Below are 23,471 nucleotides of genomic sequence, written 5' to 3' on the forward strand. Positions count from 1 at the left end.
TCAGGCGCGGCGGCCGCCGCCGAGCGCCTCGGCTTCGACGGCCGCCACCGCCTCGGCCACGGCCGCCAGCGCCGGCGAGTCCAGCTTCCACTGCTGCCAGTACAACGGGACGTCCACGGTGTGATCCGGGGAGAGCAGCACCAGCCGCCCGGTGCTCAGCAACGGCTCCGCCTGGACCTCGGGCACCACGCCCCAGCCCATGCCCGCCGCCACGGCGTTCGCGAACCCCTCCGACGTCGGCACCAGATGACGCCGGGCGCTCGCCCGGGGCGTGAGGCCGAGCCGGCGCACGAACGCGTCCTGAAGATCGTCGCGCCGGTCGAAACCGATCACCGGCGCGTCACCGATCAGCTCGCGCAACGCGCTGCCCTCCCGCCGTCCCAGCCACCGGTCGGCGAAACCGGGACTGGCCACCGGCAGATACCGCATTCGGCCGAGACCGCGCACCGAGCAGCCCGTCACCGCTTCCGGCGACGAGGTGACCGCGGCCATCACCAGACCCTCCCGCAACAGGGCCGCCGTATGGTCCTGGTCCTCCCGGCGCAGCTCGTAGGCGAGGCCCAGCTCCTCCGGGACGCGCCGCAGGGCGGGCAGGAACCAGGTCGCCAGGGAATCGGAGTTCACCGCGATCGACAGCTGCGTCGGCTCGCCGGGCCCGGACATCCCGAGCGCCGCCTGAGCGTCGCGCTCCAGCCGGGCGAGCTGGCGGGCGAAGCGCACCACCACTTCACCGGACTCGGTCGGCCGCACCGGCTTCGTGCGCATCAGCAGCACCCGGCCCGTGCGCTGCTCCAGCGCCTTCACGCGCTGGCTGACCGCCGAAGGCGTCAGCCGCAGGACGCCCGCCGCCGCGTCGAACGTGCCTTCGTCGACCACCGCCAGCAGCGTCCGCACCTGATCGAGAGGAAGCTCGGACATCATGACAGCTAATGATACGTAAGAATCCTTAGCTGGACATCAGGATGGCGGGCTCCGTAGCGTCGGCCGCATGACGAACACCCTGACCACCGCGGCCGCCGGATTCGGCACCGGCCTCTCCCTCATCGTCGCCATCGGCGCCCAGAACGCCCTGGTGCTGCGCCAGGGCGTCCGCCGGGACGGCGTGCTCGCGGTGGTCGGGATCTGCGCCCTGTCCGACGCGGTGCTCATCGTGCTGGGCGTCGCCGGGGTCGGCGCGGTCGTCGTCGCCTGGCCGTCGGCGCTGACCGTGGTGGGGCTGCTCGGCGGCCTGTTCCTGATCGTCTACGGGCTGCTCGCCGCCCGCCGCGTGCTGCGCCCGTCGGCCCTGCACGCGGGGGACGCCCCGGCCACCTCGCGCCGGGCCGTCGTGCTGACCTGCCTGGCGATGACCTGGCTCAACCCGCACGTGTACCTCGACACCGTGTTCCTGCTCGGGTCCGTCGCCGCCGACCGGGGGCCCCTGCGCTGGACCTTCGGCCTCGGCGCGATCCTGGCCAGCGTGTGCTGGTTCGCGGCGCTCGGCTTCGGCGCCCGGCTGCTGAGCGGAGTCCTCGCGCGGCCCTCCGCGTGGCGGGTGCTGGACGGCCTGGTCGCCGTGATGATGATCGGCCTCGGCACGAAGCTGGCGCTGGGCGCCTGAACGCCCGGCGCCCGTTCCCTTTCAGGAGCGGGCGGCCGGGCGCGCCGCGGCCTACGACACCACGAGGACGAGCTTGCCGGTGGTGCGGCCGGTCTCGCCCAGCGCGTGCGCCTTCGCCGCCTCGGCCAGCGGGAAGGCCGCCTCGACATGGGCCCGCAGCTCGCCGGCCCGGACCAGGTCGGCGATGGCCGTCATGCCGGCGTGATCGGCCTCCACCAGCAGGTTCTCCACCCGGACCTCCCGCGCGGCGGCCTTCGCAGTCTCCGCCGGATCGCCGCCCGGCAGCAGCGAAACGAGCGTGCCTCCCGGGCGCAGGACGTCGAGCGAACGTGCCCGCGTCTCGCCCGCGAGGGGATCGAGCACCATGTCGACGTCGCTCACCGCGTCCCCGAAGTCGACGCTCCGGTAGTCGATGACCTCGTCCGCCCCGAGTCCCCGGACGAACTCGTGCTTGGCGGCGCTCGCGGTGCCGATGACGTACGCTCCCAGCGACTTGGCGATCTGGACGGCGAGGTGGCCGACCCCGCCGGCGGCGGCGTGGATCAGGACCCGCTGCCCGGGCCGTACGTCCGCCGTGTCGACGAGCGCCTGGCGGGCGGTGAGCGCGGCGAGCGGGAGGGCGGCCGCCTGGACGTGGTCGACGCCCTCGGGCTTGTGGGCGAAGGCGCGGGCCGGGCCGACCGTGAACTCGGCGTGGGAGCCGACCCCGTACGGATAGGGCAGCATGCCGAACACCTCGTCACCCGGCTTGAAGAGGGTCACCCCGAAGCCCACCGAATCGACGACCCCGGAGACGTCCCAGCCCAGGACGAGCGGCAGCCGGTCCAGGAACATGCTCTGGGCCCGGTGCTTCCAGTCAGTGGGGTTCACTCCGGCCGCGCGGACGGCGACCACGATCTGGCTCGGTCCCGGCACGGGCCGGGGAAGCCGGACCTCCTCCAGTACCTCGGGTCCTCCGTAGACGCTCTGGCTGATGGCGCGCATGCTCTCGTTCTTCGTCATGCGTCCAGCCTCGCCGCTGCCCGCCCGGCGTACCATGGCATGATTGCCATCTTTCGACAGGATCGTGCCATGGGAAACGTGCACCGCGTCGTCGTTCTCGCCCTGGACGGGGTGTATCCGTTCGAACTCGGCATCCCGAGCCGGGTCCTCGGAGCGGCGGACGGCCGCTACTCCGTCGTGACCTGCACGGTGGACGGCCGGCCCGTGCGCACCAATGCCGACTTCTCGGTCACCGTCGAGCACGGACCGGAGGTGCTGGCGACGGCGGACACGCTCGTCATCCCGCCCTTCGACACCTCCCTCCTCACCCGTCAGGCACCTGTGGACGCCGTCGCGGCGCTGGCGGCCGTACGCCCCGGCACCCGCGTCGTGTCCATCTGCACCGGCGCCTTCGTCCTCGCGTCCGCCGGACTGCTGGACGGCCGGCGGGCCACCACGCACTGGGCGCTCGCGGAACTCTTCCGGTCCTGGTTTCCCCAGGTGAAGCTGGACCCGAACGTCCTCTTCGTCGATGACGGGGGCGTGTTGACCTCGGCCGGCGCGGCGTCCGGCGTCGACGTCTGCCTGCACCTCGTGCGCGAGGACCACGGCAGCGAGGTCGCCAACCGGGTCGCCCGGCTCTGCGTCGTACCGCCGTGGCGTGACGGGGGGCAGGCCCAGTACATCGAGCAGCCGGTGCCCGACCCGGCGGCGAACGGCACCGCCGCCACCCGCGACTGGGCGCTGCGGAACCTCCAGGAGCCGCTGAGCCTGGCGGGCCTCGCCGAGCACGCCCGGATGAGTCTGCGCACCTTCGTCCGGCGCTTCAACGAGGAGGTCGGCATGAGCCCGGGCCGCTGGATCGTCCAGCAGCGGGTCGACCGGGCCCGTCACCTCCTGGAGTCCACGGACCTGGCGGTGGACGAGATCGCCGGCCAGGTCGGCTTCGCCACCGGGGCCTCGCTGCGCCAGCACCTGCACGCGGCCATCGGCGTCACACCGCTGGCCTACCGGCGTACGTTTCGCGGCGCCGTCCTCGCCTCCGGGCGCAGCTAGGGCGAGGGCGTCCGCACGCGCGCAGCCTCCTCGACCCCGACTGCTTCAGCCGACGGGGTCGAGGAGGCTGAGGCGTTCGGCGCGCTCGGGTGTCAGATCGAGAGCGGTGAGGACGGAGGGCGCGGCGATGCTGGGGAGTATGTGCTGCTGCAGCGTGATGTGGCGGCGCTGCAGGTCCCGGTAATCGGTGAGAGTCTGGGATACGGCCTGGGTGCCCGCGAAAGCGGCCACGTACAGGTCCGCCGTCTCGGTGGGGTTGACGTGGGGGAGCAGCTCACCGTTGTGCTTGGCGCGCGTGAGGAGGTGGTGGGTTGCTTCCTGCCAGCGGAGGAAAGGGCCGCTGCGGTCGAGGCCGTGGGCCTGCTGGTCCATGGACAGGCGGACGCCCGCACGGGTGAGGAGGCTGGTCTGAAGACGGTGGCTGAACAGCATCCCCAGGTCGATGAGTTCCTGGAGTTTGAGCGCCTGGTCCGGAACGGTCTGGGGCGGCGCCTGGGCGTCGAGAACGCCGAGCGCGAGATCTTCCTTGGACGGGAAATGAAAGTAGAGAGCGCCTTTCGTGACGTCGGCGCTTTTCAGTATTTCGGTGATCGTGGCGGCTTGGTAGCCGTATTTCTCGAAAGCCTGGGCCGCTGCCATCAGGATTGTCTGGCGGGTGCGGATCGCCCGGTCCTGCTTGGCCATCCTCTCTCCTTTGCTGGGCCGGGGGCCCGGGAAACGGCCGGGACGGTGGGGGGAGGGGCGGCCCTGCCGGGGATAGAAAAAAAACCGCTGAGTCTGTATCTTATCAGCGCACGTGCATCGCAGGAATGGCTCGCCGTCACATGACCCCTGGGGGGAGTTATGCCCGAAGCAGCAGCCCTGATCGACCCGGTGCCGGCTATGGATTCGGAGGTCGAGGTGGTGCATCCCGTGGGGATCGACATGGTGCACCGGACCAGGCCCGAGGACGCGTTTCCGCGTAACTGGGTGCGCCTGGCGCACGATCGGTTCTCGGTGGCGGCGGTCCTGCCGCACGATCACCCGTTCTTCGCCCCGGTGGGCGGCGACCGGCACGACCCGCTGCTGGTCGCGGAAGCGATGCGGCAGGCGGCCATGCTCGCCTTCCACGCCGGGTACGGCGTCCCGCTCGGCTACCACTTCCTGATGGCGGACCTGGACTACGTCTGCCACCAGGAGCACTGGGGCGTCGGCGGCGCCCCCACCGAGATAGACGTCGAGGTGTTCTGCTCCGACCTGAAGTGGCGGAGCGGACTGCCCGTGCAGGGGCGCGTGGGCTGGGCGGTGTACCGGGACGGGGAGTTGGCGGCCACGGGGATGGGCGCGACCCGCTTCACCAGCCCCAAGGTGTACCGGCGGATGCGCGGCGACGCCCCCGTCGAGGGCATATCCATACCGGAGGCGGCGCCGGTCGCCGCCGCCCGTGCCGGCCGCAGCAGGACCGGGGACGTGGTCCTGTCGGACGCCGGCCGCGAAGGCGTCTGGGAGCTGCGTGTGGACACCCGGCACCCGACGCTGTTCCAGCGCCCCAACGACCATGTCCCGGGCATGCTGCTGCTGGAGGCGGCCCGTCAGGCGGCCTGCCTCGCGGCGGGGCCCGGCGGCATCGTTCCGGCGGAGGCGCGCAGCCGGTTCCACCGGTACGCCGAGTTCGGCAGCCCGTGCTGGATCGGGGCGACGGTCCTGTCGGAGGGGGCCGAGGATACGGTGTCGGTCCAGGTGACGGGCCATCAGGACAGCGAACAGGTCTTCTCCACGGTCCTGTCCGGCCCGCGGGCCGACGGCTGAGAGGTGCCTCCAGTGATTCTTGTGACGGGTGCGACCGGAGCGGTGGGCCGTGAGGTCGCCGCGCAACTGGCGGCTGCCGGCCCCGTGCGGATTCTCGCGCGCCGTCCCGGGCGGCTGACGGTACGGGGGGACGGAGTCGAGGCCGTCGCGGGCGAGTACGGGGACCGCCCCGCCCTGGACCGGGCCCTGCGGGGCGTCGACTCGGTGTTCCTGGTGACGAACAGCCCCACCGAGCCCGACGACGAGCGGGTCGCCGCGGCCGCGGCCGCGGCGGGCGTCCGCCACCTGGTCAAGCTGTCCATGATGGCGGTGGAGGAGCCGGGCGCCGACGACTTCATCACCCGGCGTCAGCGGGAGAACGAAGAGGCGATCAGGCAGTCGGGGGTGCCGTGGACGTTCGTCCGCCCCAGGACGTTCATGTCCAACACCCTGTCCTGGGCGCCCGGCATCCGCGCGGCGGGGGTGGTGCGCGCCCTGTACGGCGACGCCCCGGTCGCGTGCGTAGACCCCCGCGACGTGGCGGCGGTGGCCGTCGCCGCCCTCACCGGTACGGGGCACGAGGGCAGGGCGTACGCCGTCTCGGGCCCGGAGGCGATCACCGCACGGGAACAGACGGCTCAGCTGTCCCGGGTGCTGGGGCGGCCGCTGCGCTTCGAGGAACTGGGCGTGGACGCCGCGCGCACGGCCCTGCTGGCGAAGTACCCGCGGCCTGTCGCGGAGGCCTTCCTGGAGAGCGCGGAGCGGCAGCGGGAAGGTGCCAAGGCGGCCGTGGTATCCACGGTCCAGGAGCTGACGGGGCATCAAGCCAGGTCGTACCGTGTCTGGTCGGCCGACCACGCGGACGCGTTCGCAGCCGAATAACTCCGCCTCGGGAGTTATGGGGTAAGCGCCCCCTGACAGGCCCTGGAAGCCATGGCGTATCCTCCCGTTCCCTGGAAATCAAACCGGTAAGTTGGTTTGATAACTCCATGACGCCGTCCCACCGCCCCGGCGGGGAGCCCCCGACCGGCGCCGCCCCCGTATCCGGCCGCCTCACCCCCACACGGAGGCCCCGGTGACCAAACAGGAGCGCGCCACCCGTACCCGCCAGGCGCTGATCCGCTCAGCCGCCGTCGTCTTCGAGCAGCACGGCTACGCCCAGGCTCGACTGGTGCTGATCAGCGCCGGCGCGGGCGTCAGTACGGGCGCGCTGCACTTCCACTTCGAGAACAAGGCCGCGGTCGCGGAAGCCGTGGTGGCGGAGGCGTCCCGGGAGCTGCGCGATCTGTCCGCCGCGATCCGGCACCGGACGGACACCGCCCTGCAAGCCCTCGTCGACAGCTCGCACGCTCTCGTGGGGCGACTGCGTGAGGACCCGGTGAGCCGCGCCGGATTCCGGCTGAGCTGCGACGGCGAGCGGGCCGCCGCCCCGGACCTGCGGATGGAGTGGCACCAGCGCGTACGGGAACTGCTGGACGAGGCGGCCGCCGCCGGAACCCTCGCCGACGGCATCTCCCGCGAGGACGCGGCTGCCGCGACCGTCGCCGTGACGGCCGGATTCGAGATGCTCGGCCGCCACGACCCCGAGTGGCTGTCCCCCTACCGGCTCACCGGCTTCTGGCAGTTGCTGCTGCCCCGGCTCGCCAGCGCGGAGACTTTTCCACGCGTCGACCCGTCCGGCACCGGCGCGGCGCCGCCGACCCGCGGCCCCGCACTCGCGGGGCTCGTCATCGGCGAGACGGAGTCACCGGCGGACGTGACGGCGGGGGCGACAGCGGCGGCGGCCGAGGCCACCTGACCGACCGGCGCAGGGTGGGACACCGGGCCGGGAGTCCGTCCTCATCGTTCGTCGGCCGGGCCCCGCCGTACGCCGCTGATCACGTCCGCCCTGGTGGCGTCGGCTCCCCAGCTCGCCAGCAGGCGCAGGGCCTGGGCCGAATCCGAGCCCGGCTCCGCGTGGTAGGTCACCAGGTGCTGCTCCTCGTCGTCCGGGAGGTTCAGCGTCTCGTACGACAGGGTCAGGTCCCCGGCGAGCGGATGCCGGATCAGCTTGACGCCGTGGCCCTTCTCCTTGACGTTGTGCGTGGCCCACAGCCGCCGGAACTCGTCGCTCTTGACCGAGAGTTCGCCCACCAGCGCCGACAGCTCCGGATCGTCGGGGTGGCAGCCCGCGTACAGCCGCAGATAGCTGACCATGTCCGAGGCCTTGGAGTCCCAGTTCACGAACAGGTCCCGGTAGGCGGGGGAGAGGAACACCAGCCGCGCCCAGTTGCGCTCGGCCGGCGGCAGCGCGCCCCAGTCGCCGAACACCGCGGCCGCCATCGGATTCCAGGCCAGGATGTCGGAGCGCGCCCCGGTCACGTACGCGGGGATGCCGTCCATGCTGTCCAGGAGATACAGCAGCCCGGTCCGCACCCGCTGCACCCTCGCCGGGCGGCGCTTCTTCTTGTGCCGCGCCGGCCTCGCCAGATGGGTCAGATGCGCGTGCTCGGCGTCGGTGAGCCGCAGCGCACGCGCGATCGCGTCCAGCACCTCGGCCGACACGTTGCGCCCGTTTCCCTGCTCCAGGCGCGTGTAGTACGCCACGGACACCCCGGCCAGCTGCGCCAGCTCCTCCCGGCGCAGCCCGGGCACCCGGCGGTGCCGGCCGAAGTCCGGCAGCCCCACGTCCTGCGGCTGGAGCTTCGCCCTGCGCGTACGCAGGAACTCACTGAGTTCGGCGCGCCGGTCCAGCGGCTCGGGAGCGGCGGCCTCCGGCTGATCGTCCATGCCCTCCATTATTCCTGGGATTCCTGGGCGTAGGCGCCGGAGCCTGTCCCCGCCAGTAGTAGGACCACTGGACGTAGGCCAAGCGGTGACCTGGGTAAACATGCGCAGGGGCGGGAGGCTGGGAGACGTTCCTACCGCATCACCCAGAGGAGAACCTCCGGCATGACCACCGTTGCCGCCTACGCCGCTCCCCGTGCCAAGGCCCCGCTGGAGCGCACCACGATCGAGCGCCGCCCGGTCGGCGAGTTCGACATCCTGATCGACATCAAGTTCGCCGGTATCTGCCACTCCGACATTCACCAGGCCCGCGACGGCTGGGGCGAGGGCATCTTCCCGATGGTGCCCGGCCACGAGATCGCCGGGATCGTCGCCGAGACCGGCCCCGGCGTCACCCGGTTCAAGGTCGGCGACCGCGTCGGCGTCGGCTGCATGGTCGACTCCTGCGGCACGTGCGACGCCTGCCTGATGGGCCGCGAGCAGCACTGCGCCGAGGGGAACACCCAGACGTACAACGCGCTGGACCGCAGCGGCGAGCCCACCTACGGTGGCTACTCCACGCACCTCGTCGTGACCGAGAGGTTCGCCCTCTCCATCCCCGAGGGCATCGCCCTCGACGAGGCCGCGCCGCTCCTGTGCGCGGGCATCACCACGTACTCCCCGCTCAAGCGCTGGGGCGCGGGCCCCGGCAAGAAGGTCGCCGTCGTCGGACTCGGCGGTCTCGGCCACATGGCCGTCAAGATCGCGCACGCGCTGGGCGCCGAGGTCACGGTCCTCTCCCAGTCGCTGCGGAAGAAGGACGACGGGCTCAAGCTGGGCGCCGACCACTACTACGCGACCAGCGACCCCCGGACCTTCGAGGAGCTGGCCGGCACCTTCGACGTCATCCTCTCCACCGTCTCGGCCCCGCTGGACTTCGGCGCCTACCTCGGCCTGCTGCGCACCGAGGGCACCCTGGTCAACGTGGGCGCCCCCGAGGAGCCCATCTCGCTGAACCTCTTCTCCCTGATCATGGGCAACCGGTCGATCGCCGGTTCGGCGATCGGCGGGATCAAGGAGACCCAGGAGATGCTGGACTTCTGTGCCGTGCACGGGCTCGGCGCCGAGATCGAGGTGATCGGCGCGAACCAGGTCAACGAGGCGTACGAGCGGGTGCTCGCGAGCGACGTGCGCTACCGCTTCGTGATCGACACCGCGACCATCTGAGGCTTCCCGCGATCTCTCCGCCCCGAGCACCTCATGTGCTCGGGGCGGACGCCGTCGTACACCGGGCCCGGCGGGTCAGCCCGCCTAACCGGTACGGGCCCGGCCACTGCTGAGCTCTCCCTCGTCGCGCGCGGGCGGCCCGCTCCGGCCGACAATGGCGAAAGGCGGTCCGGCGGACCGCGCCGGAGGGGGCGGCCCCGGGAGAGGAGCGTGCCGGATGAGCACCCAGCGGCTTCCCGCGCACGAGGCCCCGAAGCGCGTTCCGCCCGGCTCCTGCGCACCGGCAGCCGGCCTCCGCCCGCCGGTGCGCTGGAGGAAGCGATGCGGGGCTTCCAGGCCGACCGCGTCCGGTCCGCCTCCGGACCGCCGGGTGAGCGGCCACCCGTCGACGTGCTGCGGCGGCAGTCACGCGTGCTGGCACTCGCCGAATCGGCGCGCATGGTGGAGATCACCGCCGACATCGCCGTGCACGGGCTTCCCACCGAACCGGCCGCCCCGCGCGCGGTGTTCTGGTACGCCGAGCTGTCCACGCCCAGGCTGTGGGCCCGGCGCGTCCTCGGCAACGTCACTTTCCGGTCCGTGCTCTTCCAGAACGCCGTACGGACCGCGCTCGGACTCGCCGCCGCCCGCGCGCTGGCCGGATCCCTCGACCTCGCCCACGGGTTCTGGGTGCTCCTCGCCGTCCTGACCCTCGGACGTACGACCGCGGGCGCGACCTGGCAGGCGGTCCGCCGGGCGGTGGCGGGCAACGCGGTGGGCGCGCTGGTGGCCGGGGCGCTCGTGATCGGGCTCGGCCGGCACACCGACGTGTACGCGGCGCTCCTCGGCCCCGTCATGCTGGCGGCCTTCGCCCTGGGCCCGCTGCTCGGCCTCGCGTACGCGCAGGCGCTGTTCACGATCGTCGTCGCCACCGCGTTCGCCCAGATCGCGCCAGTCACCTGGCGGCTGTCGGAGGCGCGGATGATCGACGTCGTCACCGGCAGCGTCATCGGGCTGCTGTGCGGCCTGCTCGCCTGGCCCGCCGGGGCGCGGCGGGAGGTCCACCGGGCCATGGCGGGGCTGCTGAGAACGTGCGCCCCGCTGGTGACCGTGACGGCGGAGGCGCTGCTCGCCCCCTCGGGCGGCTCGCGCGCCGCACCCGAGACCCTGCCGGGCGTCCACCGGCTGCGCCTCGCCGAGGCGGCGTACGCACAGTTCCGCGCCGAGACACCGGCCGACGGGGAGAGCGACCGCGCCGACTGGCACGCCGTGCTCATCGCGGCCAACCACGTTCTGCTCGGCGCGCAGTGGCTGCCGCGCTTCGGTCTCCGCCCGGCGTCCGGTGCGACGGACGCGTCGGCGGCCTGGGCCCGGGGGACCGCGTCGGGCCTGGTGGCGCAGACCGACCGGGTCGCCCGGCTGCTCACCGCCGAGCGGCCGGGGCCCGCGCCGCGGACCGCACCCGGGAGCGCCCCGGACCGCGATCCGCCGACGCCCCTGTCCGTGGACCTGGAGGTGTGGATGACGAGCCTCGCCCACCAGCTCGCCCGCATCGAGTCCTCGCTCGCGCCGACGCCCGGCACGGACCCGCAGAGCGGATGATGTCCGCCGGACACCCGTCCGGGCAGACGCCCGACGCGGCCACCGCTGTCAGCGCGCGGTGTCGAACAGCACGCCCGGGTTGAGGATCCCGGCCGGGTCGAGGGTCCGCTTGGCGGCGCGCAGCACGTCCGCGAACAGGTCCGGGCGCTGCCGGTCGTACCCGGGCCGGTGATCGCGTCCCACCGCGTGGTGATGGGTGACAGTCGCCCGCTGCTCGCCCAGCGTCCGGATCGCCGCCGCCTTGATCTCGTCCCACATGGCGACCTCCGACCCGCGCCGGCCCGGGGCGATCACCGTGAAGTAGGGGGCGGGACCGTCCGGGTAGACGTGCGTGAAACGGCAGTTGATCAGAGCCTTTGCACCGGTCACTTCGCGGACGGCGGCCCCCACGTCCCGCCGCACCGCCTCGTACAACTGCGGGAACCGGTCCCAGGTGCAGGCCGTCTCGAACGTCTCGCTGATCACGCTCATCCGGGCCAGCCCGTCCCGCACATACGGCATCCGCAGGAACGCCGAACGCCAGGCGCCCGCGGCCGAGCCGCCCGAAGCGGGGGAGCCGTCGGCGGGAGAGCCCCCGTGGTCGCGGGCCAGGGCGACGAGTTCGGCGAGGCGGCTCTCCACCGGGTGGTGGGCCGACTCCACCCCCAGGACGAGGACGCTCGTGCCCTCGGCCGCCACCCCCGACAGCGCCGCCTCGCCGGGATCGAGCAGACGGCAGTTGGCCGGGTGGAGGCCGGACTGCGCGATGGCGCGGACGGCGTCCACCGCGGCGGGGAAGCGGTCGAACAGCACCGAGGCCGACGCCTTGTGGACGGGGCGGTCCTGGAGCCGCATCCACGCTTCCGTGATGATCCCGAGGGTGCCCTCCGAACCGAGGAAGAGCCGGTCCGGGGACGGTCCGGCTCCCGATCCCGGCAGGCGGAGCGACTCGCTCACCCCGGCGGGCGTCACCACGCGCAGGGAGGCGGTCAGGTCGTCGATGTGCGTGTGAAGGGTGGCGTAGTGCCCGCCCGCCCGGGTGGCGAGCCAGCCGCCGAGGGTCGAGAACTCGAAGCTCTGCGGAAAGTGCCGCAACGTCAGCCCGTGCGGCCTCAACTGTGCCTCCAGGCCCGGCCCGAGGGTTCCCGCCTGGATCCGTGCCGCCCGGCTGACCCGGTCGGTCTCCAGCACCCGGTCCATCCCCGAGAGGTCCATCGAGAGGACGCCCGCGTGGGCCCCGGCGCGGTACTCGACCCCGCCGACGACCGAACTGCCCGCCCCGTACGGGATCACGGCGACGTCCGCCCCGGCCGCCCAGTCGAGGAGGTCCACCACGTCCCGCTCCTCCCGGGGGAAGGCGACGAGATCCGGAGCGGCCGCCAGGTCGCCGTTCAGCGCGCGGACGACGTCGCGGTAGGCCTTGCCGTAGGTGTGGCCCGCGCGGTCGGCCGGGTCGCCGGAGACGAGGTGGGCGAGCGTGCGCGGCGCGCTGACACGGACGGGCGGCAGCTCCAGGGAGGCGATCGGGGGAACGGGCAGCGCGGTGTCGGCGGCCCCGGGAACCAGCGCCGCGAGCGCGGCGCACTCGGCGTCCGGCAGCGCCTGGGCGGGGTCGCCCCAGCCCCACCAGGAGCGGGTGGGAGCGGCATCGGCCCTGGGCGAGGAGGAGGTGCGGTCCGCCATGAGCGTATGACCTTCCAGTAATTTACCTCGGGGTAATTTACTGCAACGTATAGTCCAACCATGAACACGGCAAGAGGCTCGTCACCCGCCACTCCGCCCCCGTCCGGCCCGCGCCGGACCCGCACCGGCGCTCCTCCGGGCGCCGGGACGAAGGGGGTTCCCCGTGCGCGGCGCGAGGCGCAGATCCTGGCAGCCGCCGTGGAGGAGTTCGGGCGGCACGGACACGCCTCGGCGTCGATGGCCTCGATCGCCCGGAGCGTGGGGGTGACCAAGCCGATGCTGTACACCTACTTCGGCTCCAAGGACGGGCTCTACCTCGCCTGTCTGGAGCACATCGCCTCCTCAGGTGTTCCCCCGCGCGTCCTGGCGGCCGTCTTCGGCGTACTGGAGGGGCAGCGGGAAGCCTGGTTCGTGCTGTACGACCGGACCCTGCAGCCCGGCTCCGACCTGCACTCCGCCGCACACGCCCACCGCGCGGCCATCGACCGCCTCGCCGCGTCCGGCACCGCGGAGGTCCTGCGCGCACAGGGCAACGAGGACCTGTTGGACGCCGATGCGCTGAAGCACGTGTGGACCGGGGCCGTCGGCGCGCTCGTCGGCTGGTGGATCTCCCACCCGGAGCAGTCCGCGACGGAGATGGCGGCGCGCTGCGCCCGGCTCCTGGCCGCGATCCGCGCCCCGCACTGACCCCGCCCCGTCAGGCTGCCGGAGGGTTTCCCCTAGGAAGGGGCGGGAGGACCCTCGGGCAGATCCGCGGGCTCCGGCTCCCGCGGGTCCTCCACGAGCTGCTCGCGGAGGTAGTTCCAGATCACCGCGAGCACCGCCGCCAACGGAACGGCGAGCAGGCTTCCCACCACACCGGCCAGGCTGCCGCCCAGCGTCACCGCGAGCAGCACGACCGCCGCGTGCAGACCCAGCCCCCGGCTCTGGATCATGGGCTGGAACACATTGCCCTCCAGCTGCTGCACCACGACGATGATCGCCAGTACGAGCAGGGCGTCCATCAGACCGTTGGAGACCAGGGCGATGACCACCGCCACGAATCCGGCGAACAGCGCCCCCACGATCGGCACGAACGCGCAGACGAACGTCAGCACCGCCAGTGGCAGGACCAGTGGCACCCCCAGGATCCACAGGCCGAGGCCGATGAAGACCGCGTCCAGCAGACCCACGAACGCCTGGGACCGGACGAACGCTCCCAGGGTGGCCCAACTGCGGGCGGCCACCTCGGGGATGTCGGTGGCGAGCCGGCCGGGAAGCTGACGGGTGAGCCACGGGAGGAAGCGCGGGCCGTCCTTGAGGAAGAAGAACATCAGGAAGAGCGCCAGAACCGCCGTGACCACCCCGTTGACCACGGTGCTCACCCCGGTGACGGCGGTGGTGACCACACTGCCGACACTGTCCTGGAGCCGGTCGGTCGCGGAGTCGAGGGCACCGGTGATCTGATCGTCGCCGATGTTCAGCGGCGGACCGGCCGCCCACTCGCGGAGCTTGTCGATGCCCGCGACCACCCGGTCGGCCAGCTCCCCGGACTGGTCCGCGACCGGCACCGCGATCAGGGCCACGATGCCCGCCCCCACGAGCAGGGCGAACACCGTCACCACCGAGGCGGCCAGCGCCGGCCACCAGCCGTGCCGGCGCAGGAAGCGGGCGAGCGGCCAGGTCAGCGTGGTGAGGAACAGACCGACTATCAGCGGCCAGACGACCGACCACATCCGGCCCAGCACCCACAGCGCGACCGCCGCCGCCACGAGGACCAGCAGCAGCTCTGCGGAGATCCGTGCCGACGTGCGGAGAGCGGCCGCGGTCTTTGTCGAACTCAATGGCGAAGACATGGCGTCACCCTATGGGTTCGGCAACCCTGTTCCGGCCACACTCGCGGCCCGCCCGGTCCGATCGCCACGGAGGCGGGCCGCCCGACCCGTCAGCGCAACGCCGTCGGCAACTCCTCCCGGTGGACGATGCCCAGGCGCTGCGTGGCCCGGGTGAGCGCCACGTACAGATCGCTCCTCCCGAACCGGGCGGGCTCCACCACCAGCACATGGTCGAACTCGAGCCCTTTGGCCTGGCGCGGATCCAGCAGCACCACCGTGCGCGTGAGGTCGGGGGCCTCACCCGCCGTCACCCCGTCCAGCGGCGCGGCGATCTCCTCGTGCAGCGCACGCGGCGCGATCACCGCGAGACGTCCCTCCCGGGGCGTCAGCTCCGCGACGGCCTCGGCCACCGCGCCCGCCAGGTCCTGTCCGGTGTCCCGTGTCCACGGCTTCTCACCGGTCGACCGCACCGAAACGGGCGCGGTGAACGCGGGGTCCTTCTCCCGCAGCACCCCGGCGGCCAGCTCCATGATCTCGGCGGGCGTACGGTAGTTGACCTCCAGCGTCACGTGCTCGAAGCGGTCGCCCACGTACGGGGAGAGGATCTTCTCCCAGGACCCGACGCCCGCCTCCTCGGAGGTCTGGGCCGGGTCGCCGACCAGGGTCATCGAGCGGGTCGGCCACCGCCGCATCAGCAGCCGCCACGCCATCGGCGACAGCTCCTGCGCCTCGTCGACGATGATGTGCCCGAACGCCCACGTACGGTCGACGGCGGCCCGCTCGGCCGCCGTACGGTGGTCGGCCTCCTCGTGCCGCTCCGCCATCCGCTCGGCGTCGATGATGTCGTGCGCGGCGAGCACCTCGGACTCCTCGTCCTCGAACTCGTAACTCTCCGAACCGCGCGACAGCTCCAGCACGCCCTGCGCGTAGCCGACCCGCTCCTGCCGTGCGGCCTCTGCGGCCGCCCGCTCCGCGCTGTCGTCGACGCCGAGCAGCTCGGCGGCCTCGTCGAGCAGCGGTACGTCGGCGGGGGTCCACGCCCTCGCAGCGGCCGGGCGCCGGATCCCGTCGGCGTCCTCCTCCGGTACGTACACCGGGTCGGCCAGATAGTCGGCGAGGAAGCCCTCGGGGGTGAGCGGCGGCCACAGCTCGTCCACGGCGGCGTGCACCTCCTTGCTCAGCGCGACGTCCCGGCCGAGCTGGGCCACATCGTCGGGACCGAGGAAGTTGGGCCCGCCGTAGGGGTCCGCGCCGATGCGCTCGACGAGCTGCGCGGTGAGGGCGTCGATGACCCGGAAGACGAAGTGCGGGCGGGCGAGATTGTGCGGCAGCCGGGTCTCCCGGGCCGCCTCCCGGGCCTCGTAGGCGATCTCCCAGTCCAGGATCAGATCCCCGCCGTCCTCGTGCGGGATCACCATCGCCGCCCCGGGCTCCGGCAGCCGCTGCCGGTCGCGTACGGCCAGGGCGAGGGCCTCGGCCATCGCCTCGCCGCCCTTGACGGCGGCGGCGCGCGGGGTGTCCGTACCGGTGGCGTGCACCCCGGGGAACAGCTCGGCCTGCGTGGCGAGCAGCACCCCGGTCTCGCCGAGCGCGGGCAGCACCTCCGCGATGTACCGCAGGAACGCCGGATTGGGGCCGACGATGAGCACGGCGCGCTTGGCCAGCAGCTCGCGGTGCTCGTACAGCAGGAACGCGGCCCGGTGCAGCGCGACGGCCGTCTTTCCGGTGCCGGGGCCGCCCTCGACGACGAGGACACCGCGGTGCGGGGCCCGGATGATGCCGTCCTGCTCGGCCTGGATGGTCCGCACGATGTCGCCCATGCGTCCGGTGCGCGCGGAATTCAGCGCCGCGAGCAGCACGGCGTCGCCGTTCGGGTCCTCGAAACCGGTGCGGTCGTCGTCCCCGAGATCGAGGATCTCGTCATGGAGCTCGGTGACCGTGCGGCCCTCGGTGGTGATGTGGCGACGCCGGCGCAGGCCCATCGGCGTGTGCCCCGTGGCGAGATAGAAAGGACGCGCCACCGGCGCACGCCAGTCGATCAGAACAGGCGTGTGGTCGGTGTCGTCCTCACGGATGCCGATCCGGCCGATATGGTGCGCGAGCCCGTCCGAGCGGTCGATGCGGCCGAAACACAGAGACCCGTCCACCGCGTTCAGCGCCGCGAGCAGCCCCGAGCGCTCCGCGACGAGGATGTCGCGCTCCAGCCGCGCCTGCTGGCCCGTCCCGACCGGCGTCAACGCGTGCTCGACACCCTCGGCCGCCACCCCGCGCAGTGCGTCGACCCGGGCATGGAGCCGATCGATGAATTCCTGCTCTTCCCGCAATTCGTCGCTTTCCCGGTTTGACAAAACGGCTCCCCGCCAGATATATTCGTACTCATAAGGCCCCCGAGCGGGGCCTTTCTGCATGACCGCAGAAGAATCCAATATACGTGTGATAATCCCCGGACCGCAATGACGGCCCGGGGATTTCGGGTATTTCGGCGTGCGCAGCGGGGCGTCTCGTCCGACACTGATGGCGGACAACTGTTTCGGTGCCAGGACGGGATAGGGCCATGAGCACACAGTTCGAAGCGACGGTCGACATCGACCGGCCCATCGAGGAGGTCTTCGCCTACCTCGCGGACGGCGAGCACGACCCGGAGTTCAGTCCACGGGTGCAGCGCATCGAGAAATCACCGAACGGTCCGACCCGCGTGGGCACCGTCTTCCACAGCACCGTCAAGGACGCGGGCATGACGTCCCGGCGCGACTTCGAGATCAGCGAGTTGGTCGCCCCGACCCGTATCCGCTGGCAGGAGCAGTCGAAGAACCTCATCACCGCGGCCGAAGGCGGCTACGACCTCGAACGCACGCCGGACGGCGGCACGCATGTGAGGCTCTTCAACGTCCTGGAGGGCCACGGCGTCGGCAAACTGCTGGTCGGCTTCGCGGGAAGCGCGGCACGCAAGGACGCACCGGCGTTCGGGCAGCGCATCAAGGAAGCGGTCGAAGCGCCCTGAGCCGGCGTCAGTCCGGCAGGGGAACGCGGATCACCGGGTCGAACGGGTGCTTGTTGAAGCCGCTGCGCACATTGCGGCAGCTCGGCGCCTCGCACATGAAGAACTCCTCCACGCTCCGCCGGCCCGTCCGGCTCCGGAGCCAGGTCTTCTCGCCGGCGGTGAGGGAGCGGTGCTGTTCATCGGAATCACACGTGTAGCAGTACATGGCGCGGACCGGCACGGGACCTCCTGAAGCGGGCGAACAGGCGGAAGGCGAAGCATATGGGGGCGCGCCGGGCGGGGACAGGGCGTGGCGCGTCAGATCCCGCCGGTGTCGGAGCACTCGGCGACCCACCGGCGCGCGCTCCCACGCTTCACGCCGGGAAGCCGGGAGCGCGCGCCGCGGCGGCTCCCCCTTCCGGAGAACCGCCGCGGCACCGGCCCGCCGGCGTCAGCGGGTCAGAGTGAACGCCTGGGCCGGGGAGCCGGAGCAGGTCTGCTGCGAGAGCCTGGCCCCGTTGGCCGTCGAGGAGTTGTCGACGCCGAGGCACTTGCCGCTGTGCCGGGCGACGAAGCGGTACTGCCCGCCGGGCCGGGCCTCCGCCCGCCACTGCTGGTTGACGCCGCCCACGTACGACCACAGGTGCACCCTGGTGCCGTCGGCGGTCGCGCCGGAGCCGCCGTCGACGTCCCAGGCCTTCGCGTTGTGCCGGTTGACCACCTGGTAGTGGCCGGAGTCGGTGGGCCTGAACTGCCAGCCCTGGTTGGCCCCGGTCCCGCAGGACCACTGCTGGAGCGCGGTGCCGTCCGCCGTGCCCCAGTCGGCGGCGTCGAGGCAGGCCCCGCTGTTGCCGTTGCGCACCTGGTACCACGCGGCGGGGTCGATGGAGCCCGCGGGCGGGTCAGTCGTTCCGCCGCTCCCGTCCCAGGTGAAGGTCGCGACGGCGCCGGCGGGCAGGGTGTACGCGAGCGACCTGCCGTTGTCGGTCAGTGAGAACCGCTGCGATCCGGCAGCGGTGTTGACGACCACGGCCGCCCGGCTGCCGTCGCTGTTCTGGAAGGCGACGTTCTGCACCCCTCCGGCGCCTTGGCTGGTGGAACCGATCCGCGTCGCCCCCGCCTTGACGAACTTGGAGACATGGCCGAGGACGTAGAACTCGGCGTTGCGGGTGATCTGGCCGCCGTCGATCTCGACGATGCCGTTGCAGCGGTTCGTGCAGTGCCCCTGGTGGGGGCCGCCGTTCCGGTCGAGGGCGAGGTTCCAGTTGATCACCGTCTCGCCGCCGTTACGCATGTTCTGCACGACGAGGTTCTCGGTGTGCCACCTCAGCGTGTCGCCGAACGTCGTCGCCGGGTTCGCGCTGTCGGTGCCGGAGCACTCCGTGAAGAAGACCCGCTTTCCGGCGTCGGCGATCTGCTTCTGCGCCGCGGGCGCCCCGCCGTAGCAGTGGAACGCGGCGCCGATGATCCGCTGGATGCCGCCCGTCCGGGCGAAGACGTCGAGCGGATAGTTCGGGTGGTCCCAATTGTGGTCGTAGGCCAGGATGTTGGTCGGCAGGTTCGCGGCGGTGAGCGTCTGGTCCAGGACCCGCAGGAAGTCCGCCTGCTGGGTGGAGGTCATGCTCATCGACGGGTAACTGGTCGCGAACTCCGGCTCGTTCTGCGCGGTGAGATCGGTGAGGGCGATGCCCTCCTGCCCGTACGCCCTGATCGCCTTGACCAGGTAGTCGGCGTAGGTCTGGTAGTGCTCGGTGCGCAGACTGCCGCCGTTGAGCGAGTTGTTGGTCTTCATCCATGCCGGGGGCGACCAGGGCGAGCCCATGAAGCGGATGGCGGGGTTGACGGCGGTGGCCTGCTTCAGGACCGGGATGATCTGGCTCCGGTCCCGGTCGATGGAGAAGGCGCCCCGGGTGTCCTCGTACGTGTACGCGTCTGTGTTCGCGTCGAAGTCGGTGCTGCCCAGGGGCTGGCGCAGGTAGTTGAGCCCGATGCCGTCGCCCTCGGCGGAGAAGAGCGACCTCAGCAGCGAGGTGCGCTGGGCCTGGGGAAGGCCCTGGATGAGATGGGCGGAGGCGCCCGTCACCGAGGCGCCCGCCCCGGTGAACTTCTGGCCCTTGGCGGCGGCGTCGATGCGGATGTCGACCGGCTGGGGGGCCGCGTCGAAGGGGAGGCTTCCGTCCGGGGTGAGCTTCTTGGAGCCGTCGGGCGTGGTCACCCACACCTGGGCGACCGGGTCGGCGGCCCGGGCGGTTGCGGCGGCGCCGTTGACGCCGAGCGCGGCGACGGTCATGACCAGCGCGGCGCCGGCCGCGCGCGCTCTGAAACGCGGGGGAGTGGAGCTTGGCATGGTTGCGGCTCTCCTTGGGTTCGTACCTGCTGACAGGCGGCACCCCGGCGGACGGAGGGCGCGGCGGACGCCTCGCTCCGGGCGTGCCGGTCACAAGAGGGCGGGACAACGGCATGAAAGCACACTCACTAAGTGGTTAGTAAGTAGTCTGCCCACGTGTCCTTCCCCGCTGTCCGCACGCGTCCTTCCCCGCCGTCCCAAGGATCTTCACCGACCTCCGGCAGGCTTAAGCTGAACCGGTGAGCAACCAGTCAGTGGGCAGAGGGGCACGCACCCCGGCCAAGCCCCGCACGCCGCGCAGCCCGGAAGCCCGGCAGCGACAGCAGGACATCCTGGCCATCGCCATGGACACCTTCGCCGCCCGCGGCTACAACAACGCCTCGCTCGCCGAGATCGCGGACCGGGTCGGCCTCACCCAGGCAGGGGTGCTGCACTACTTCCGCTCCAAGGCCCTCCTCCTCACCAGCGTGCTCGAACTGCGCGACCAGCGGGACATCGAGCACCTCGGCCCCGACCGCCCCCAGGGCCTGGACTTCCTGCGCCACCTGGTGAACACCGCGCTGCGCAACGCGGAGCGCGAGGGCATCGTCCGGCTGTACGCGGTGCTCTCGGCGGAGTCCGTCACCGACGACCACCCCGCCCAGGACTACTTCCGCGACCGCTACGACGGGCTGCGCGCCTTCGTCGCCGACGCCCTGCGCGAGGCCTGCGAACTGCCCGCCGACCGGGCGGACCTGGCCGACAACGCGGCCAACGCCATCATCGCGGTGATGGACGGACTGCAGGTCCAGTGGCTCCTGTCGCCGGACTCCGTGGACATGGCCGCCTCGACCGACCTTGTGGTCACCTCGCTGTTGGTGAGCCTCGCCCCCGAACGGTTCGGCCCGCACGCGGCCGGTTGACCGCCCTGCCGGGCGAAGGTCAACTGCCCTCTCCCCGCCGGGCCAGGGCGAACCGCCCGTCACGATCCCGCGGTTCGCCCGGAGGGCGGAGCAGGCAGGCTACGCAGGGGCGACGGAAGCCGACGCCTCACCGACGGGCCCGCGCCGCGCACCGCCGTGGCCGGCCGCCACCTCCACCTGCGTGTCCAGGGCCGCGAGGAGCCAGTCGTGCGCGGACCCCGGGGTCGGCTCGGGACGGCCGCCGGGGGCGCTGATCACCTCGGCCGTCAGGTCCCAGTACCGGTCGATACGGGGATCGCCCGCGAGCCGGCCGGCCAGCACACGGCGGAAGGCGGGCGTGTCCCGGGTGTCGTACGTGCTCGCGTACGCGTCCACGAACCCGTCCAGCGCCTCACCGGGAGCGGGTTCCGCACCCCGGCGCAACTCCCCGCCCGTCAGGTCGTACGCCTCGGCCAGGCCCGCGTACAGCACGGCCGACGCGTGGGCCCCCGAGACACCGTGCGCCCGGGGCTGGCAGGGCCTGCCGCCGCTCCCGCCGTCGCACGGGCGAGTCACGAAGGCGTGCAGCCGGGCGAAGGCGAGGACCTGCGCCGGCCGCGGGTCGTCGGGCGGGTGCGGAACCGCCGCCTCCAGAAACGCCGTGACGGACCGGGCGGGCATCCGGGGCGGCAGCCACGCACGCCAGAACCGGGCCAGGGAGGCGGTGCTCGGCGGGACGGCGACCGCCCCGACGAGCCGTAGCCGGCCGGGCCGTTCGGCCGGCGGGCACTCCTGCACGAGTCGGAGCGCCGCCTCCCGCCAGCGCAGCGCGGCGAGTTCGGACCCCAGGGCGCGTAGCCGCCCGGCCACGGCGTCCTCCAGCGCGCCACCCTCGCCGGTACCGTCCCCTTCGCCCTGCCCGGCCTGCTCGTCGAGGATGCGGCGTACTTCGGGAACCGACAGGTCCAGGCTCCGCAGCGAACGGATCATGCCCAGCCGCTCCACGGCGTCCGGACCGTACCTGCGGTGCCCGCCGGCGCTGCGGGACGCCTCCGGGAGCAGCCCGCGCTCCGAGTAGAAGCGGACGGTCTTGACGCTGACGCCCAGGTGCTCGGCCAGTTCACCGATGGTGCACAGACCGTCGTGCGACGAGAACACTTGAACCTCCACCAGGGGGAGTTCCTACGGTACCGGCGAGCGCTGCCGGGAGACCTGGCCGGTGCGCGGAGACAGCGTGACGAGGAGGGACCATGACCGTATTCATCCTGGTGGCCGGAGTGTTCACCGGACCGCACGTGTGGCGGGACACCGCCGCACGGCTGACGGCGCAAGGCGCCGAGGTGCACTGCGTGGCGCTCACCGGACTCGGCAAGCGCCCCACCGGCGCGGATGATCCCGTCGATCTGGAGACCCACATCGCGGACGTGCTCGCGGTGATCGACTCGGTGGCGGCGGAGTCCGGCGGAGATATCGTGCTCGTCGGCCACGACTACGGCATCCACCCGGTGCTCGGCGCGGCCGACCGCCGGGCTGACTCGGTCGCCCGGATCGTCCATCTGGACGCCGGGATGCCGCGGGACGGCGTTCCGGCCCTGGCCGCCGTACCCGACCAGCGCCTGCGCGAAGAGGTGGCGGGGCGCGCCGCCGGAAGCGGGGACCGGGGGACGGGCGGTGAACTGCCGCCCCCGGCCAGGGACGCATGGGACCGCTGGGGGAGCACCGCCGGCCTCTCCGGGGCGGCGCTCGACGGCCTCACCGCCCTCGCGGCACCGCAGCCGCTGGGCACGCTGCTCCAGCCGCTGCGGCTCACCGGAGCCGTGGGCGCGGTGCCCGTGACGGGGGTGCTGTGCACCGGCAACGGGCCGGGCGTCGAGATGCTCCAGATCATGGTGGACGTCGGCGACCCCGCCCTCCGGGCCCTTGCCGACGCCGGGGTGGCCTTCTTCGAACTGCCCACCGGGCACTGGCCGATGCTGTCCTGCCCCGGCGAGCTGTCCGAGACCCTGATCGGGGCCGCGTCCGGCGCGGGGCACCGGCTGACCCCGGTCGGCGACGCCCATACGCCCGCCCATCTGCGGCCGTTCCTGCTCGACGTGCCCGAACGGCCCCGGGAGCGGACCGGGAACACCGATCTGTACCTGCCGGACGGCCCGGGTCCGCACCCGGCCGTGGTGTTCGTGCACGGTGGCCCGGTGCCGGCCGAGGCGCGGCCCACGCCCCGGGACTGGCCGACCCTGACGGGATACGCCCGCCAGGTCGCCGGGCAGGGAGTGGTGGGCGTGACGCTCGACCACCGCCTGCGCGCCGTGACCGACTACGAGCAGGCCGCCGCAGACGTGGCCGAAGCGGTCGAGCGGGTGCGCGCCGATCCGCGGGTGGACGCGGACCGGGTGGCCCTGTGGTTCTTCTCGGGCGGGGGCCCGATCACGGCCGACTGGCTGGCGAACCCCCCGGCGTGGCTGCGCTGCGTGGCCGCCAACTACCCGATCCTCGCTCCGCTGCCGGGCTGGGGAATGGACGGTTCCCGCTTCCACCCGGTCCGGGCGGTCGCCCGCGCCGGCCGTCTTCCTCTCGTGCTGGTCCGGGCGGGCCGCGAGAGTGCCGAGATCGCAGCGACCGTCGAGGCGTTCGTGACCGAGGGCGCTCGCTGCGGGGCAGACCTGGAGATCATCGACGTACCGGAAGGGCGGCACGGTTTCGAGACGCTCGACGTGACCGATGGGACGCGTGAGGCCGTGCACCGCGCGGTCGGCGCGGTGCTGGCCCCCGTGGTTTGTTGGGTATTGTAGGGGTGGCCGTCCCGGGGCCCCCGCGCAGCCCAGGGGAGGCC

General features: G+C 72.6%; 20 protein-coding genes and 1 pseudogene. 11 read left to right on the forward strand and 10 right to left on the reverse strand.

The window, feature by feature from the left end:
* The gene (locus JS521_RS03140) at positions 1–921 is read right to left on the reverse strand and encodes a LysR family transcriptional regulator ArgP (RefSeq protein WP_205081160.1); all 921 of its coding nucleotides are present in this window, start codon (positions 919–921) and stop codon (positions 1–3) included.
* A gap of 67 nt (positions 922–988) precedes the next feature.
* On the opposite strand from JS521_RS03140, the gene JS521_RS03145 reads away from it, so the two are divergent.
* Positions 989–1,600: a LysE/ArgO family amino acid transporter gene (locus tag JS521_RS03145; protein WP_205081161.1), complete on the forward strand. Its 612-nt coding sequence runs from the start codon at positions 989–991 to the stop codon at positions 1,598–1,600.
* Between the two features lie 51 nt (positions 1,601–1,651).
* Here the strand turns inward: JS521_RS03145 and JS521_RS03150 are convergent, their stop codons facing one another.
* The gene (locus tag JS521_RS03150; protein ID WP_205081162.1) at positions 1,652–2,602 is read right to left on the reverse strand and encodes an NADP-dependent oxidoreductase; all 951 of its coding nucleotides are present in this window, start codon (positions 2,600–2,602) and stop codon (positions 1,652–1,654) included.
* 69 nt (positions 2,603–2,671) lie between these two features.
* Here JS521_RS03150 and JS521_RS03155 point away from each other — a divergent pair, with 69 nt between their 5' ends.
* The gene (locus tag JS521_RS03155; protein ID WP_205081163.1) at positions 2,672–3,637 is read left to right on the forward strand and encodes a GlxA family transcriptional regulator; all 966 of its coding nucleotides are present in this window, start codon (positions 2,672–2,674) and stop codon (positions 3,635–3,637) included.
* Between the two features lie 45 nt (positions 3,638–3,682).
* Here the strand turns inward: JS521_RS03155 and JS521_RS03160 are convergent, their stop codons facing one another.
* The gene (locus tag JS521_RS03160; RefSeq protein WP_205081164.1) at positions 3,683–4,321 is read right to left on the reverse strand and encodes a ScbR family autoregulator-binding transcription factor; all 639 of its coding nucleotides are present in this window, start codon (positions 4,319–4,321) and stop codon (positions 3,683–3,685) included.
* A 159-nt stretch (positions 4,322–4,480) separates the two neighbouring features.
* Between JS521_RS03160 and afsA the strand changes: the two genes are divergently transcribed.
* The 3 genes from afsA (at position 4,481) to JS521_RS03175 (ending at position 7,202) form a co-directional block, all read left to right on the forward strand.
* Positions 4,481–5,425, forward strand: a complete 945-nt coding sequence (gene afsA, locus JS521_RS03165) for a 2-oxo-3-(phosphooxy)propyl 3-oxoalkanoate synthase (RefSeq protein ID WP_205081165.1) — start codon at positions 4,481–4,483, stop codon at positions 5,423–5,425.
* A gap of 12 nt (positions 5,426–5,437) precedes the next feature.
* Positions 5,438–6,286: an NmrA family NAD(P)-binding protein gene (locus JS521_RS03170; RefSeq protein WP_205081166.1), complete on the forward strand. Its 849-nt coding sequence runs from the start codon at positions 5,438–5,440 to the stop codon at positions 6,284–6,286.
* Positions 6,287–6,479: 193 nt separating this feature from the next.
* The gene (locus JS521_RS03175) at positions 6,480–7,202 is read left to right on the forward strand and encodes a ScbR family autoregulator-binding transcription factor (RefSeq protein WP_205081167.1); all 723 of its coding nucleotides are present in this window, start codon (positions 6,480–6,482) and stop codon (positions 7,200–7,202) included.
* 41 nt (positions 7,203–7,243) lie between these two features.
* Here the strand turns inward: JS521_RS03175 and JS521_RS03180 are convergent, their stop codons facing one another.
* Positions 7,244–8,173, reverse strand: a complete 930-nt coding sequence (locus JS521_RS03180) for a helix-turn-helix domain-containing protein (protein WP_205081168.1) — start codon at positions 8,171–8,173, stop codon at positions 7,244–7,246.
* A gap of 162 nt (positions 8,174–8,335) precedes the next feature.
* Between JS521_RS03180 and JS521_RS03185 the strand changes: the two genes are divergently transcribed.
* Entirely contained in the window at positions 8,336–9,376 is a 1,041-nt protein-coding gene (locus JS521_RS03185; protein ID WP_205081169.1) for an NAD(P)-dependent alcohol dehydrogenase, read from the forward strand.
* A 264-nt stretch (positions 9,377–9,640) separates the two neighbouring features.
* Positions 9,641–10,957, forward strand: a pseudogene (locus JS521_RS03190) (FUSC family protein); the annotation flags it as partial.
* A gap of 48 nt (positions 10,958–11,005) precedes the next feature.
* Here JS521_RS03190 and JS521_RS03195 read toward each other — a convergent pair.
* Positions 11,006–12,619 carry an FAD-binding oxidoreductase gene (locus tag JS521_RS03195; protein WP_205081170.1) on the reverse strand — a complete coding sequence of 538 codons (1,614 nt, stop codon included), beginning with the start codon at positions 12,617–12,619 and terminating at the stop codon, positions 11,006–11,008.
* Positions 12,620–12,679: 60 nt separating this feature from the next.
* Here JS521_RS03195 and JS521_RS03200 point away from each other — a divergent pair, with 60 nt between their 5' ends.
* Positions 12,680–13,306, forward strand: coding sequence for a TetR/AcrR family transcriptional regulator (locus tag JS521_RS03200; RefSeq protein WP_205081171.1), 627 nt, complete (start codon positions 12,680–12,682; stop codon positions 13,304–13,306).
* A 32-nt stretch (positions 13,307–13,338) separates the two neighbouring features.
* Here the strand turns inward: JS521_RS03200 and JS521_RS03205 are convergent, their stop codons facing one another.
* Entirely contained in the window at positions 13,339–14,454 is a 1,116-nt protein-coding gene (locus JS521_RS03205) for an AI-2E family transporter (protein ID WP_205081172.1), read from the reverse strand.
* A gap of 89 nt (positions 14,455–14,543) precedes the next feature.
* The gene (locus tag JS521_RS03210; protein WP_205081204.1) at positions 14,544–16,757 is read right to left on the reverse strand and encodes a HelD family protein; all 2,214 of its coding nucleotides are present in this window, start codon (positions 16,755–16,757) and stop codon (positions 14,544–14,546) included.
* A 230-nt stretch (positions 16,758–16,987) separates the two neighbouring features.
* Between JS521_RS03210 and JS521_RS03215 the strand changes: the two genes are divergently transcribed.
* Positions 16,988–17,434 carry an SRPBCC family protein gene (locus JS521_RS03215; protein WP_205081173.1) on the forward strand — a complete coding sequence of 149 codons (447 nt, stop codon included), beginning with the start codon at positions 16,988–16,990 and terminating at the stop codon, positions 17,432–17,434.
* Positions 17,435–17,441: 7 nt separating this feature from the next.
* On the opposite strand, the gene JS521_RS03220 is transcribed toward JS521_RS03215, so the two are convergent.
* Positions 17,442–17,654: a hypothetical protein gene (locus tag JS521_RS03220; protein WP_205081174.1), complete on the reverse strand. Its 213-nt coding sequence runs from the start codon at positions 17,652–17,654 to the stop codon at positions 17,442–17,444.
* 210 nt (positions 17,655–17,864) lie between these two features.
* A complete protein-coding gene (locus JS521_RS03225) occupies positions 17,865–19,760 on the reverse strand; it encodes an RICIN domain-containing protein (protein WP_205081175.1) in 1,896 nt (631 codons plus the stop codon).
* Positions 19,761–19,999: 239 nt separating this feature from the next.
* Between JS521_RS03225 and JS521_RS03230 the strand changes: the two genes are divergently transcribed.
* Positions 20,000–20,662 (forward strand): TetR/AcrR family transcriptional regulator, encoded by a 663-nt coding sequence (locus JS521_RS03230; RefSeq protein ID WP_307847755.1) that lies wholly within the window; start codon positions 20,000–20,002, stop codon positions 20,660–20,662.
* A 99-nt stretch (positions 20,663–20,761) separates the two neighbouring features.
* Here JS521_RS03230 and JS521_RS03235 read toward each other — a convergent pair whose 3' ends face one another.
* The gene (locus JS521_RS03235) at positions 20,762–21,799 is read right to left on the reverse strand and encodes a MerR family transcriptional regulator (RefSeq protein ID WP_205081176.1); all 1,038 of its coding nucleotides are present in this window, start codon (positions 21,797–21,799) and stop codon (positions 20,762–20,764) included.
* 92 nt (positions 21,800–21,891) lie between these two features.
* Between JS521_RS03235 and JS521_RS03240 the strand changes: the two genes are divergently transcribed.
* Positions 21,892–23,430 (forward strand): alpha/beta hydrolase, encoded by a 1,539-nt coding sequence (locus JS521_RS03240; RefSeq protein WP_205081177.1) that lies wholly within the window; start codon positions 21,892–21,894, stop codon positions 23,428–23,430.
* Positions 23,431–23,471 lie beyond the last annotated feature (41 nt).

The sequence above is a fragment of the Streptomyces durocortorensis genome, assembly GCF_016901035.1.
Classification (GTDB): domain Bacteria; phylum Actinomycetota; class Actinomycetes; order Streptomycetales; family Streptomycetaceae; genus Streptomyces; species Streptomyces durocortorensis.

Excerpts from the sequence above, each read along its gene's own strand:
- JS521_RS03195 (WP_205081170.1), bottom strand. The coding sequence starts at position 12,619 with ATGGCGGACCGCACCTCCTCCTCGCCCAGGGCCGATGCCGCTCCCACC.
- JS521_RS03240 (WP_205081177.1), top strand. The coding sequence starts at position 21,892 with ATGACCGTATTCATCCTGGTGGCCGGAGTGTTCACCGGACCGCACGTG.
- JS521_RS03150 (WP_205081162.1), bottom strand. The coding sequence starts at position 2,602 with ATGACGAAGAACGAGAGCATGCGCGCCATCAGCCAGAGCGTCTACGGA.
- JS521_RS03215 (WP_205081173.1), top strand. The coding sequence starts at position 16,988 with ATGAGCACACAGTTCGAAGCGACGGTCGACATCGACCGGCCCATCGAG.
- JS521_RS03185 (WP_205081169.1), top strand. The coding sequence starts at position 8,336 with ATGACCACCGTTGCCGCCTACGCCGCTCCCCGTGCCAAGGCCCCGCTG.
- JS521_RS03180 (WP_205081168.1), bottom strand. The coding sequence starts at position 8,173 with ATGGACGATCAGCCGGAGGCCGCCGCTCCCGAGCCGCTGGACCGGCGC.
- afsA (WP_205081165.1), top strand. The coding sequence starts at position 4,481 with ATGCCCGAAGCAGCAGCCCTGATCGACCCGGTGCCGGCTATGGATTCG.
- JS521_RS03155 (WP_205081163.1), top strand. The coding sequence starts at position 2,672 with ATGGGAAACGTGCACCGCGTCGTCGTTCTCGCCCTGGACGGGGTGTAT.
- JS521_RS03225 (WP_205081175.1), bottom strand. The coding sequence starts at position 19,760 with ATGCCAAGCTCCACTCCCCCGCGTTTCAGAGCGCGCGCGGCCGGCGCC.
- JS521_RS03160 (WP_205081164.1), bottom strand. The coding sequence starts at position 4,321 with ATGGCCAAGCAGGACCGGGCGATCCGCACCCGCCAGACAATCCTGATG.
- JS521_RS03145 (WP_205081161.1), top strand. The coding sequence starts at position 989 with ATGACGAACACCCTGACCACCGCGGCCGCCGGATTCGGCACCGGCCTC.
- JS521_RS03205 (WP_205081172.1), bottom strand. The coding sequence starts at position 14,454 with ATGTCTTCGCCATTGAGTTCGACAAAGACCGCGGCCGCTCTCCGCACG.
- JS521_RS03140 (WP_205081160.1), bottom strand. The coding sequence starts at position 921 with ATGATGTCCGAGCTTCCTCTCGATCAGGTGCGGACGCTGCTGGCGGTG.
- JS521_RS03200 (WP_205081171.1), top strand. The coding sequence starts at position 12,680 with ATGAACACGGCAAGAGGCTCGTCACCCGCCACTCCGCCCCCGTCCGGC.